Annotated in this window: 11 protein-coding genes; 5 read left to right on the top strand and 6 right to left on the bottom strand. The window is 72.7% G+C overall.

Annotated elements, in window-relative coordinates:
* Positions 1–27: 27 nt before the first annotated feature.
* The 6 genes from Ato02nite_RS31220 to Ato02nite_RS31195 all read right to left on the bottom strand — a co-directional run bounded on the left by Ato02nite_RS31220 (position 28) and on the right by Ato02nite_RS31195 (position 7,376).
* A complete protein-coding gene (locus Ato02nite_RS31220) occupies positions 28–711 on the bottom strand; it encodes a TlpA family protein disulfide reductase (RefSeq protein ID WP_246607627.1) in 684 nt (227 codons plus the stop codon).
* 47 nt (positions 712–758) lie between these two features.
* Positions 759–2,552, bottom strand: coding sequence for an ABC transporter ATP-binding protein (locus tag Ato02nite_RS31215; RefSeq protein WP_246607625.1), 1,794 nt, complete (start codon positions 2,550–2,552; stop codon positions 759–761).
* Between the two features lie 754 nt (positions 2,553–3,306).
* A complete protein-coding gene (locus Ato02nite_RS31210) occupies positions 3,307–4,434 on the bottom strand; it encodes a glycosyltransferase family 4 protein (protein WP_213010249.1) in 1,128 nt (375 codons plus the stop codon).
* A complete protein-coding gene (locus Ato02nite_RS31205; RefSeq protein ID WP_213010248.1) occupies positions 4,434–5,690 on the bottom strand; it encodes a M48 family metallopeptidase in 1,257 nt (418 codons plus the stop codon). The genes Ato02nite_RS31210 and Ato02nite_RS31205 overlap by 1 nt, the downstream gene beginning before the upstream one ends.
* A gap of 19 nt (positions 5,691–5,709) precedes the next feature.
* A complete protein-coding gene (locus tag Ato02nite_RS31200; protein ID WP_213010247.1) occupies positions 5,710–5,931 on the bottom strand; it encodes a hypothetical protein in 222 nt (73 codons plus the stop codon).
* Between the two features lie 71 nt (positions 5,932–6,002).
* Positions 6,003–7,376: an NYN domain-containing protein gene (locus Ato02nite_RS31195; RefSeq protein ID WP_213010246.1), complete on the bottom strand. Its 1,374-nt coding sequence runs from the start codon at positions 7,374–7,376 to the stop codon at positions 6,003–6,005.
* A 104-nt stretch (positions 7,377–7,480) separates the two neighbouring features.
* On the opposite strand from Ato02nite_RS31195, the gene Ato02nite_RS31190 reads away from it, so the two are divergent.
* The 5 genes from Ato02nite_RS31190 to Ato02nite_RS31170 all read left to right on the top strand — a co-directional run bounded on the left by Ato02nite_RS31190 (position 7,481) and on the right by Ato02nite_RS31170 (position 12,858).
* Entirely contained in the window at positions 7,481–9,265 is a 1,785-nt protein-coding gene (locus Ato02nite_RS31190) for a DEDD exonuclease domain-containing protein (protein ID WP_213010245.1), read from the top strand.
* Positions 9,266–9,374: 109 nt separating this feature from the next.
* On the top strand, positions 9,375–11,174 hold the full coding sequence (locus Ato02nite_RS31185; RefSeq protein WP_213010244.1) for a RelA/SpoT family protein: 1,800 nt from the start codon (positions 9,375–9,377) through the stop codon (positions 11,172–11,174).
* A 95-nt stretch (positions 11,175–11,269) separates the two neighbouring features.
* Entirely contained in the window at positions 11,270–11,707 is a 438-nt protein-coding gene (locus tag Ato02nite_RS31180; RefSeq protein WP_213010338.1) for an NUDIX domain-containing protein, read from the top strand.
* A complete protein-coding gene (locus Ato02nite_RS31175; RefSeq protein ID WP_213010243.1) occupies positions 11,704–12,525 on the top strand; it encodes a nucleotidyltransferase family protein in 822 nt (273 codons plus the stop codon). The genes Ato02nite_RS31180 and Ato02nite_RS31175 overlap by 4 nt, the downstream gene beginning before the upstream one ends.
* A gap of 45 nt (positions 12,526–12,570) precedes the next feature.
* Positions 12,571–12,858, top strand: coding sequence for an Lrp/AsnC family transcriptional regulator (locus Ato02nite_RS31170; protein ID WP_213010242.1), 288 nt, complete (start codon positions 12,571–12,573; stop codon positions 12,856–12,858).
* Positions 12,859–12,952 lie beyond the last annotated feature (94 nt).

Raw genomic sequence — 12,952 nt, 5'->3', positions numbered from 1 at the left:
GCCGAGCCCAGAGCCCGGTGTCCGGCGTCAAGCCTCGGGAAGGAGGTCCGCCACGGCGGCGATCAGCTGGGGCTTGCTCGGGACGCCGGTGGCCCGCTTCACCACGTGACCGCCGGCGTCCACGATCAGCAGGGTCGGGGTGCGCCAGATGTTCAACTCGCGCACCTCGGCCAGGTGGCTCTCGGCGTCGACCTCCACGTGCTGGACGCCCGGCAGCAGCGCGGCCACCTCGGTGCTGACCCGCCGCACCGCCCGGCACGGCGCACAGAACGCCGACGAGAACTGCAACAGCGTCACCGGTGCCGGCCCGACCCCGAGCCGGTCGAGCAGACCCTGATCGAGGCTCTCCCCCACCGTGCTCGCGTCCGGCGAGTTCTCCTCGACGACGCCCGGCTCCTCCCGTGCATCCGGGACCACGCCCGGGCGCCCGTCGGCCGTTTTCGAGGCGGCGCCGCCCACCCCTACGCCGCCGTGGAACGCGGCCGCGGCCGCCCCGGAGGCGGCCTTCGCGGCCGTCGCGGCGTTGGCCGACGGCGACTTACGGTCCGGCAACTCGACGACCTCGAGGCCGGCCGCCGCCAGAAGGCCGGCGCGTTTCCGCTTGTCGGCGGCCTCGTCGCGGATCATGCCGTCGGTCCGCCGGCGCCACAGTCCGATCGTCGTGGCGACCACCAGCACGGCGACGATGACGCCGATACCCAGCACGTCCATGGGCCAACTGTGGCACGCCCAGGTTGCGATCGTCGCTGCGATCCCACTCACGCCGACTGATAGGCGCTGGCCTGCAGCGTAAACAGCTGCGCGTAGATACCCTTCGCCGCCATCAGCTCCTCGTGATCACCCTGCTCGACTACCGCGCCGTGGTCGAGCACGTAGATCCGGTCGGCCTCCCGCACACTCGCCATCCGATGCGTGATCAACACGACCGTCCGGCCCGACGCCAGCTCCCGAAGCCGCTGGTAGACGTCGTGCTCGGCCCGGGCGTCGAGATTCGCGGTGGGCTCGTCGCAGATCAGCAGCGGCGCGTCCCGGTAGAAGGCCCGGCTCACCGCCAGCCGCTGCCACTGCCCGCCGGAGAGGTCGGCGCCGTCCGTGAAGTGCCGGGACAGCAGCGTCTCGTACTGCCGGGTCAGCTCCATCACGAACTCGTGGGCGTCGCCGGCCCGGGCCGCCGCGTGCACGAGCGCGGTCTCCACGACCCGGTCGTGACGGCCGATGGTGATGTTGGCGCGGGCCGAGAGCGGCCAGCGGGTCGGTTCCTGCATCACCACGGCGACGCGTTCCCGCACCGTGTCCGGATCGAGGCCGGCCGCGTCCTGACCGTCCCAGGTGACGGTGCCGTGCTGCGGGCGGTACAGGCCGGCGAGCAGTGCGGCCAGGGTCGACTTGCCGGAACCGTTCTCCCCGACCAGGGCGATGATCTCGCCGCGGCGAAGGGTCAGGCTCACCTCGCGGACGGCCGGGCGGTCGGCGTCCGGATAACGGAAGGTGACCCGGTCGAGCTGGATCTCCCGGAAGCCGTCCGGCGCCACACCGCCCGGCGACGGTTCTGCCCGCAGCCGGGACAGCTCGCAGAAGCCCTGGAAGTCGTTGAAATACAAACCCTGCTCGAACACCCGGTTGGCGGTAAAGGCCAGCTCCCGCAGCTTCCCGATACCCATATTGATCGCGTACGCCGCGGCACCGCCCGCGGCGAGTTCCATCCGTCCCGTCCAGAGCAGCCACAGCAGCACCCCGTAGGTGACACCGGTGGCGACCGCGCTCAGCACCGTGCCGACCAGGGTGGTGCGCACCATCCGCCCGGCCACCCGGATCTCCTCGTTGGTGGAGATGGCGAGCAGCCGGCGCACCTCGTCGAGCAGGAACTCCCGCAGCGTGAAGGCCCGCAGTTCGGGCGCCGGCTCCCGCGCGGCGAGCAGCTCGGCCAGCATCCGCTGCCGCCGCCAGACCGCGATGAGCCGCAACACCCGCCGGTGCCCGAGCCGCGCCGACCGGACCGCCGCCCACGCCACCGGCACCACCGACAACACCAGCAACGGCAGCAGCACCGGGTGCAGCACGGCCAACACTCCCGCTGCCGCGGCCAGCCCGATCAGGTTGGTGGCGAGCTCGATGGCCCGGTCGACGAGCTGCTCGGCCGCCGAGATGCCCCGGTCGCGGGCCCGCTCCATGGCGTCCCGCCAGTCCGGATCGTCGAAGGTGGCCAGGTCGACCCGGGTGGTGAGGTTCAACAGCCGCATCTCAGCGGCCTGGTAGACCTTGGGCGACAGCCGGCCGTTGGCCGCCGAGGCGGCCGCGGTGAGCGCGCCCCGCACGGTCAGGGCACCGATCAACAGCAACAGCGAGGGTACGGCGGCCCGCACGCGCTCGGGTGTCGGCCCGGCCTGCAGCAGCCCGTCGAACACCCCGACCACACTGATCAGCCCGACCGCACTGGCCGCCCCCGCCGCGACCTGCAACGCGGCGACCGCGATCGTGGTCCGCCGATCGGCCTGCCAGGCGATCACCCAGGCGTCCCGCAGCAGTTTCGGCAGCCGCCGCAGCATCCGCATAAAGGAGGTGTTGGCCGCCTCTTCCGTGCTGGTCAGCCAATAGGGAAGCTCAAGTTCGCCGTCATCGAGCTCCCGCTCGACATCGGCCCGCGCGGTAGCCCGTCCGGAGTCGGCCGAGCGGCCGGGCTCCCCAGCGCGACCGGGTTCCCCAGCGCCGCCGGGCTCCCCAGCGCCGCCGGGCTCCGCGGGAAGGCTCGCCCCCGCCGGAGGGCTGGTCCCCGCCGGAGGGCTGGTCCCCGCCGGAGGGCTGGTCCCCGCCGGAGGGCTGGTCCCCGCCGGAAGGTTGGTTTCGGCGGGAAGGCTCGCCCTGGCTGAAGGGCTCACCCTGGCTGAAGGGCTCACCCCGGCTGAAGGGCTCACCCCGGCTGAAGGGCTCACCCCGGCTGGAGGGCTGGTCCCAGCGCGAAGGTCGGTTTCGGCGGCGAGGTCGGTTTCGGAGAAGGCGTCCGACATCGGAGGCTCCGTCTCGGGGGTCCCTCAGCGCGAGCTCCGCGTCCGCGCTCGGGCGCGCGCGACGCACGGGCAGCGCGCAACGCCGCGCACCGGAAGCTCCAAACCCCTTCCTACGCCGGGGTCACGCCCCCGTCCATCGGGTTCCGGACGCAGCCGAATTCATTCACGCCGACGAGTGCGACGCCCCGGTCCGACCCAGGCCGCGCCGCAGCCGGGCGGCGGGCCAGCCAGGCGGCGGCCCAGCCAGGCGGCGGGCCAGTCCGCGTCGAGGAGGTGGGTCAGTCCGCGTCGAGGAGGTGGGTCAGCCCGCGTCGAGGAGGTGGGTCAGGCGGGCGGCCTGGGTCTCCCAGCGCCACTCCTGCTCGACCCATGCGCGGCCGGCCTCCCCCATCGCCCGGGCCCGAGCGGGGTCGGACAGGAGGTCGACCAGCCGGGACGTCAGGGTCGGCAGGTCGTGGCCGCCGACCACGTAGCCCGTCTCGCCCTCGCGGACCGCGTCGGGGGCGCCGCCCGAGTCGCCGCCGACCACCGGGAGGCCGGTGGCCGACGCCTCCAGGTAGACGATGCCCAGGCCTTCGACGTCCAGGCCGGCGGCCCGGGTGCGGCAGGGCATGGCGTAGACGTCGCCGGCCGCGTAGTGCTCCGGCAGCTCGGCCCACCGGACCGAACGGGTGAAGATCACGTCGGACTCGACGCCCTGCTCGCGGGCCAGGCGTTCCAGTTTGGGGCGGTAGGGGCCGCCGCTGACCAGTAGTAACGCGGCACCGGGGACCCGGCGGCGGATGGCCGGCAGGGCGCGGATCAGCATGTCCTGACCCTTGCGCGGGACCAGCCGGGAGACGCACACGATCACCGGCCGGCCGGTGAGGCCGTAACGCGCGCGCACCGCCGAGCCGTCGACCCCGGGATGGAACGCCTCGATGTCGACGCCGGGGGCCAGGCGTTCGAGGTGGGTCAGGCCGTGCAGGGCGCGGTCGAGCCGGACTCGCTGATAGTCGCCGAGGTAGGTGATCACGTCGTTGCCCCGGGCGATGCGGCGCAGCAACTGGCGGGCGCCGGGCAGGGCCGCCCAGCCGATCTCGTGGCCGTGGGTGATGGCGACCGCGCGGGTGACACCGGCGTTGCGGCGCAGGCCGTCGGCGAGCAGGCCGAGCGGGGCCGCCGCGCCGAACAGCACCCGGTCGCAGTCGTGCGCGCGGGCCAGCTCGGCGGCCCGCCGTGCCACCGCGGGGGTGGGCAGCAGCACGCCGGTCTGCTCGCGCACCACCTCGAACGGCTGCTCGGCGTCGAATTTCTCGGCGCCCTTCCAGGTCGAGGCGTAGACCACCACCGACCCGGGCGGCTGGCGGACGGCCAGGTTGTGCACGAACTGCTGGATGCCGCCGGGGCGGGGCGGGAAGTCGTTGGTGATCAGCAGGGTGCGGGCCATCAGCGCTCACCCCGGGCGTAGGCGCGGGCCGCGGCCATCCGTTCCACCGTGGACGGGTGCGAGGCGGAGATCAGGTATTCCCAGGTGGGCGGGTCGGGGTCGGACAGGTTGACGGTGCCGAGCCGGCGCTGCATGGCCTCGAATGTGGCCGGGTCGCCGGTCAGCACCAGGGCGTGCTCGTCGGCGCGGGCCTCGATGCGCCGGGACAGAAACGCCTGCGCCGGCCCGGCCAGGAGCCCGGCCACCGAGACGATGGCCAGCATCAGTCCGATGGCTCGCGGTTCGCCGATCGAGTCGACCCCGGCCAGCCGCAGCAGGCCGGCCCAGGAGCCGAGCAGGTAGAGCGCGATCACCGCGACGGCCGTGCCGAGCGCGCCGAGGACGGTGCCGACGAGCACGTCGCCGTCCTTGGCGTGGCCCAGCTCGTGCGCCACCACCGACACCACCTCGTCGGGGGTGGCCTCGGTGATCATGGTGTCATAGACGACGATGCGCCGGGTCGGGCCGAGACCCGACACGTAGGCATTCACGGCTTTTGTACGCCGGGACGCGTCGGCCACCAGAACGTCCCGCACCGGCACCCCGTCGCGATCGGCCAGCTCGATGAGTGACGAGCGGAGCGGGCCGTCGGCCATCGGGGTGAACTTGTTGAACACCGGCTCGACCAGCACCGGCAGCACGAAGGACAGCAGCACGACCAGCCCGGCCGCACCCACCGCCCCGAACGCCCACCACCAGCGCGGCGCGAAGTGGGTGATCGTGTAGAAGCCGAGCAGCGCCACCGCCCCGATCACCGCGCCGACCGCCCACGACTTGAGCAGGTCGACGCTCCAGGCGCCCCAGCCCTGGGTGGAAATGCCGTAGCGGACCACGACGGTGTGCCGCCAGGCCGCGAACGGCAGCGTGACCACCTCGCCGGCCAGCGTGACGAACAGGCCGCCGAGGACGGCGCGGGCCACCCAGTTGCCGCCGAACGGTCGGCCGGCCAGCTCGACCAGCCAGGCGCCGGCCGGGGTCAGCCCGAGCACCAGCGCGACGATCAGGCCGATCCCCATCGCGCCGTAGGAGCCCGGGCGCAGCGCGGAGTGGAACTCGCGGGCCCGGGCGACCTGCTCACCCGGAAGCCGGCCGAGGGCGGCCAGCTGGTCGGCCCGCGGCGCGGGCGGCCGGTGCCACGGGATGCTCACGGCGGCATAGACCGCGAGCAGCACGAGCAGCACGACGAGGGTGCCGGCGGCCCAGGCTCGTGGAGTCATCGCGACAGTCTAAAAGTGATCACGCAACGTTGCGGCGGCGCGGGAGCATCGGCACCACGACCGGTGGCTCCGGCGTCTCCAGCAACTCCACGTCGAAGCCGGCCAACTCGAACGCCTCGATCGCCCGCAGCTCGGCGGGCATCAGGTCGGCAATGCCGTCGGGGGTGTCGATCAGCGCGCTGACCAGGCAACCCCGGCACTCGCCGGACCGACCGGCGCAGCGACCGCAGTCGATGATCATCACTCCTCCTCACCCGGGTGGCTGGACCACCATCGGTGACCGTCACGCTAGGCGAGGGGTATGACAAAAAATTACGACCGGGCGAGCCGCCGCAACAACGAGTCGGCGCCCATCGGGTAGGCACCGTGCCGGCGCACCCCGTCGGCGACCTCACGGTCGGACGAGATGACCACGATCGGGCGCCCGGCCGGTTCGGCCCGGACCAGCTGGCGGATCAGTTCGTCGGCGGTGTCGCCCTTGCGGGAGAACAGCACCCGGACGCCCCGGGGCGCGGGCGGCAGCCCGTGCACCCGCTCGGCGCCGTCGAAGACCACGGTGACCTCGTCGCCGGTCTGCGCCGCGATGCCGCCCAGCCCGGTGATCAGGCGTTTGCGCTGCTGTTCGAGGGACATCTCGGCGAAGCCGCGTTTGGTCACGTTGTACCCGTCGACGACCAGGTGCGCCCGGGGCAGGGCCAGCAGCTGGTCGAGGCGGCCGGGGTCGTCGGTGTCCTGGGCGCGGGCCCGGGACCGCTCGGGCGAGCCGGGCCGCTCGGCCGAGGTGTCGGCCACGAAGTCGGCCGGCATCTTCTCGGACGGGCCCAGGGCCAGCTCGCGGCGCAGGCCGGAGGCGGCCTGCCCGATCGTCTCGATGAGCAGCCAGAGGCGGGCGTCGTCGGCGGCCCGGGCGTCCTTGGCGGCCTGCTTGCCGGTGGCGGCCATCGCCTCCGCCTCGGCCAGGCGCGTCCGCAGACGGCGTACCTCGGCATCGTGATCGGCGGTGATCCGCGACGCGCGGCCCTTCTCCGTCGCCAGCAGGTCGCTCGCGCGCTTCTGCGCGGCCTGCGCCTCGCGCAGGGCGCGGGCGGCCGACCGCGCCTCCTCACGAATCTGGCCCAGTTCCTCGCGGACCCGGGCCAGCTCGTCGCGGAGCTTGTCGGCCTCCACCTTGGCGACGGCCCGATCGTGTTCGGCACGGGCGGCACGGTGCTCGGCGTCACGGATCTGGCTCGCCGTGGCCGCGCTGTCGGCCGCGGCCCGCACCGCGTCGCCGGCCCCCTCGATCAGCTCCCGCCAGCCGTCCGGGCGGACCAGGTAGGCCAGGGCCGCGACCTCGACCGGGTCGGCGGCGGCCGGCGCCACGCCGGAGGCGACCGCGGCGCCCAGGTCACCGGTGTCGGTGACCACCCGGCCACTGATCCGCTGGCGGAAGAGCGGGTCGGCGGTCAGCTGCGCGGCGATCTCCCGGCCACCCAGGCGAGCCCGGCGGTTCGGTGCAAATCGGGCGACCCGGCGCATCGGCACCGGGATCTCCTCCCCTGGCAACCCGGGCAGGGCCGCGGCGGCGAGGGCGATGATCCGCTGCCGGACCGGTTCCGGGAGGCTGGGCTCCGGGAGCTCGACGTCCGCATCCTGGACAGCCGCCTCTTCCGAAGGGCGGTCGCCGGGAAACGGAGGCTCGTACATCTACCCATTCTCACACCGTGGGCAGCAGAAAAGCTTGTCGAAGCAAGTGATCTTTTCCGGGCGCCCGGACGTTTCTGTCGTACCCCCGCTCTAATCTCCCCGCCGTGGCACAACCCGCTTATGTCCAGGGCACTCTGGACACGCTTCTCACCGACCCGGCGGCGCTATCCCTGGTCGACACCACCTTCGTGGTGCTCGACCTGGAGACGACCGGCGGCGCGGCCGACGGCGCCGGCGTCACCGAGATCGGTGCGGTCAAGGTTCGCGGCGGCGAGGAGCTCGGGGTCTTCGCGACCCTGGTCAATCCGGGCGAGCGCATCCCGGCGTTCATCACCGTCCTGACCGGCATCACCGACGCCATGCTGGCCCCGGCCCCGCCGATCGAGACGGTGCTGCCCAGCCTGCTCGAGTTCCTCCGCGGGGCGGTGCTGGTGGCGCACAACGCGCCCTACGACGTCGGCTTCCTCAAGGCGGCCTGCGCCCGGCACGGCTACCCGTGGCCCAATCCGAAGGTGCTCGACACGGCCGCCGTGGCCCGCCGCGCCCTGACCCGCGACGAGGTGCCCAACCGCAAGCTGTCCACGCTCGCCCAGTTCTTCCGCTCGGCGGTCCAGCCCAACCACCGCGCCCTCGACGACGCCCGGGCCACCGTCGACGTGCTGCACGGCCTGATCGAGCGGCTGGGCAGCTTCAAGGTGCACACCCTCGGCGACGCCATCGAGTTCGCCAAGGCGGTCACCCCCACCCAGCGCCGCCAGCGGCACCTGGCCGACGGGCTGCCGCACGCCCCCGGGGTCTACGTGTTCCGGGCCGCCGACGACCGCCCGCTCTACGTCGGCACCTCGAAAGACATCGCCACCCGGGTGCGCAGCTATTTCACCGCCAGCGAGAAACGGGCCCGCATCTCCGAGATGCTCGGCGCCGCCAGCCGGGTCGAGGCGGTCGAGTGCGCCCACTCGCTCGAGGCCGAGGTGCGCGAGCTGCGGATGATCGCGGCCCACTCGCCGCCGTACAACCGCCGCTCGAAATATCCGGAACGGGTGGTCTGGCTCAAACTGACCACCGAGGCCTGGCCCCGGCTGTCGGTGGTCCGCAAGCTGACCGACGACGGCGCGGCCTACCTGGGCCCGTTCTCCTCCCGGCGCACGGCCGAGCTGGCCGCCGCGGGTGTCTACGACGCGCTGCCGCTGCGGCAGTGCGGCCACACCCTGAGCGTGCGCACCCCGATGCCGGCCTGCGCGCTGGCCGAGCTGGGCCGCTGCCCGGCGCCGTGCGAGCACCGGATCACCCCCGAGCTCTACGCCGCGACCGCCGCGCTGCCGTTCCGCACCGCGATCCACGGCGACCCCGAGATCGTCGTGGCGGCGCTGATGGGCCGGATCGAGGCGATGAGCGAGAGCCGGCGCTACGAGGAGGCCGCGGTCCTGCGCTCCCGGCTGATCGCCCTGCTCCGGGCCACCGTCCGGATGCAGCGGCTGACCGCGCTCACCCGGCTGACCGAGATCGTCGCCGCCCGCCGGGACGGCGTCGGCGGCTGGGAGATCGTCGTGGTCCGGCACGGCCGGCTCGCCGCGGCCGCCACCTCGCCGCCCCGGGAGCATCCCCGGCCGACCCTCGACGCGGTCCGGATGACCGCCGAGACGGTCCTACCCGGACCGGGTCCGGTGCCCGCCGCGTCCGCCGAGGAGACCGAGCGGATCCTGGCCTGGTTGGAGAAGCCCGACACCCGCTTGGTGGAAACGTCCGGCGACTGGGTGTCACCGGTTCGTGGCGCCGCGCGCTTCACTCACCTGCTCAACCGGGCAGAAGCCGCAGCATCGGGCAAAGACTCGGCCGTTCGCTCATCGGTAACTGACCGTTCGGATGACGCTCGCTCGCTTAGGCTGTAAGGCAAGTGGAATCACCCGGCGCGGTTAGGGTGGCTTCACGGCGATTTGCCAGGCGGATCGCCCCGGGGCACGAGAGGTGCCGGGCGACCGAGCGGTGAGGGGGTGTCCAGTGGACGTCGACGCCGGCCACGGCGCCGCCCTTGGACGCGCCCTCCCCACGCAAGCGCCCGCCTCGAAGGACATTCCCCTCGGCAAGCGGCTCCGGTCGTTCCTGAGCTTCCCGGGCGGCGATGACGACCCGGTCGCCAAGCTCACCAAGACCCACCGCGGCATCCATCCCTCCGCCGACGCGGGTGTCCTGCGCCGCAGCTACGCCATCGCGGAAAACATGCACCGCGGTCAGATGCGCAAGTCCGGCGATCCGTACATCACGCATCCGCTCGCCGTCGCGCAGATCTGCGCCGAGCTCGGCATGGACACGACGACCCTGGTCGCGGCCCTGCTGCACGACACGGTGGAGGACACCAGCTACACCCTCGAGGCGCTGCACAGCGACTTCGGCCCCGAGGTGACCCACCTGGTCGACGGTGTGACCAAGTTCGACAAGGCGTTCTACGGCAAGGCGGCCGAGGCCGAGACCATCCGCAAGATGATCGTCGCGGCCGGCAAGGACGTCCGGGTCCTGGTCATCAAGCTGGCCGACCGGCTGCACAACATGCGCACCCTGGACGCCCGGTCCCCGGCGAGCCGGGCTCGGATCGCCACCGCCACCCTCGACGTGCTGGTCCCCCTCTGCGACCGCCTCGGCATCCAGGCCCTCAAGCGCGACCTCGACGACGTGGTGCTCTACCACCTCGAGCCGGATTCCTACGCGCGCATCGACGACCACGTGCAAAACCGTCCCGGCTGGCAGGAATACCTCGCCGAGGTCAGCGCCAAGGCCCGCTCGGCCCTGCGCCGCCAGCGGGTGACGGCCGAGGTCACGGTGCGGCCCCGGCACTACTACTCGATCTGGAAGGACACGGTCGCGGGCGGCCACGCCGTCCCGTTCGATCTGCCCCGCATCGCGGTGATCGTCGACGGCCCACCCACCGACTGTTACGCGGCGCTCGGCGCGATCCACGGCCAGTGGCGCCCGGTGGCCGGCCGCTTCAAGGACTTCATCGCCTCGCCGAAGAACAACCTCTACCGGTCCCTGCACACCACCGTGACCGGCCCCGACGGCCGGCTGGTCGAGGTGCTGATCCGCACCGAGCAGATGCACCGCTTCTCCGAGTTCGGGGTGGCGACGACATATCGCTATCCGAAGAGCACCGAGACCGCCGACCCGTCCGGCGCCGACCAGCTGTCCTGGCTGAAGCGGGTGCTCGACTGGCAGCAGGACACCACCGACGCCGCCCAGTTCCTCGCCTCGCTGCGCTGCGACCTGGCCGAGGCCCAGATCACCGTTTTCGCCCACGGGCAGGCGTTCGAGCTGCCCAGCGGCTCGACCCCGGTCGACCTGGCCTACGAGTTGAGTCCCGACACCGGCGACCAGTGCCTGGCCGCGACGATCAACGGCCGGCTCGCCCCGCTCAGCTCGCCGCTGCGCGACGGCGACGTGGTCGAGATCTTCTCGGAGGCCGATGACCACGTCGAGGTCGAGCCCGACGCTCCGCGCGGGCCGCGCCGGGAGTGGCTCGGCTTCGTCAAGTCCAGCCAGGCCCAGATGCAGATCAACCGTTACTTCGACGAGAAGAACGAGCCCGGCATGAGCATCGCCGACAAGGTGAAGCTGGGCCGGGCGACGATCGGGCTGACCCTGCGCAAGCACGACCGCGGCCTGGCCAGCGAGGTGCCGCTGCGCCGGCTGGCCGAGGAACTGGGCTACCCCGACCTGGAAACGATGCTGGTCGCGGTGTGCGAGCGCAACCTCGAACCGGACGCGGTCGTGGAGCAGCTGATCGCCCTGGTCGACCACCCCGACTGAGCTCACAGCGGGGCACCGCTAGCCTTGCCTACGTGAGTTTCCCTCGGCGAGTGCGCGGCTTGGCGTACACAACGTTCTATCGCTTGCCGGGGTCGATGCGCCGCCGGGTGGCCCGCATGGTCGCGCCGAAGTTCCTGGTGGGCGCGGTGACCATCCTGCACGACTCGGAGGCGACCGGGGCGGCCCGGCTCCTGCTGCTGCGCCAGCCCTCGCATCACGGCTGGGGTCTGCCGGCCGGCCTGCTGAAGAAAAACGAGCATCCGCACGTGGGCGCGGCCCGCGAGCTGTTCGAGGAGACCGGCGTCCGGGTCGACCCCGACGACCTGACCGCCGGCAATCCGAACGCGATCGTCCACGTCGTCGGCGTGGTCGACACGATCTTCTTCGCCGAGGTCCCGGCGTCCGAGACGACCCTGGTGGTCGACGGCGCCGAGGTGCTGGAGGCGGCCTGGTTCCCGGTCGACGACCTCCCCCACCTGACCATCAACACCGCCCTGCTGCTCGGCCGGTTCGGGATCGGCCCGCGAGCATGATCTGCGGCGTCATCCTCGCGGCCGGCGAGGGGCAGCGCCTGCGCCCGCTGACCGAACTGATACCCAAGGCCCTCTGCCCGGTGGGCAACGTCCCGCTGCTCGACCGGGCCCTGGCCCGGCTGGCCGGCCTGGGCCTGACCGAGGTCGCGGTCAACGCCGCCTACCTGAGCGACCAGATCGTCCGGCACGTCGGCGACCGGGCCCACCTCTCGGTGGAACCGGACGGCCCGCTCGGCACCTCGGGCGGCGTCGAACGCCTCAAGCCCTGGATCGACGGCCGCGGCGTGCTGGTCGGCAACGCCGACGCCTATCTCGCCGACCCGGCCCGGGAGCCCGGCAAGGACATCGCCGCGCTGCTCGAGCGGTGGTCCGGCGACACCGTCCGGATGCTGACCAAGCCGTGCCGCGACGGCGAGGCCGGCGGTTTCTCCGGCCGCCGCTTCGCCGGTTTCTCGCTGATCCCGTGGCGTTACGTCCGTGGTCTGCCGGCCGGCGACGGCAGCCTGGTCCGCACGGTCTGGCGCCCGGCGGAACGGGCCGGCGAGCTGGAGCTGATCCCCTACGAGGGCCTCTACATCGACACCGGCACTCCGGCCGACTACCTGAGAGCCAATCTGCACGCCGCGAACGGCGGCAGTCTCATCGACCCCTCGGCACGCATCGACGGAGCCGTCCACGAGTCCGTGATCGGGCCGCGGGCCCATGTGCGCGGCCGGGTCGCCCGCAGCGTCGTCCTCGCGGGCGCCGAGGTGGCCGGGACGGAGTCGCTGACCGACGTGATCCGCGGGCCCGGCGGTCTGACGATGCCGGGCCGATAGCATGGTCACCAGCCCGTCCCGCTCTCATCGCCGAGGAGCCCCCAGGTGAACACCGCGATCGTGCACATCGACTGCGCCACCGACTCGATCCCCGAGGTCGCCGAGGCGCTCGCGGCCCTCGACGGCGTCAGCGAGGTCTACTCGGTGGCCGGCAACGTCGACCTGATCGCGATCGTCCGGGTCCCGAAATTCGACGACATCGCCGAGGTCATCGCCGGCAAGATCTCCAAGACCGCCGGTGTCCTCAACACCGAGTCGCACATCGCGTTCCGCGCCTACTCCAAGCACGACCTCGAGGACGCCTTCGCCATCGGCCTCCCCGACGCCGACTGAAAAACCTTTATGAGTACGCGTCGGCGAACGGTCCCGCCCACTCAGTCCCGCGCCGTCGTGCGCACGCTCCGCGCGCCCGCGCCGGGCGGGCCCG

This window comes from Paractinoplanes toevensis (assembly GCF_018332695.1).
GTDB classification, from domain to species: Bacteria; Actinomycetota; Actinomycetes; order Mycobacteriales; family Micromonosporaceae; genus Actinoplanes; species Actinoplanes toevensis.
The sequence above is the reverse complement of the archived record's forward strand: the minus strand, read 5'-3'. Positions and strand labels throughout refer to the sequence as shown.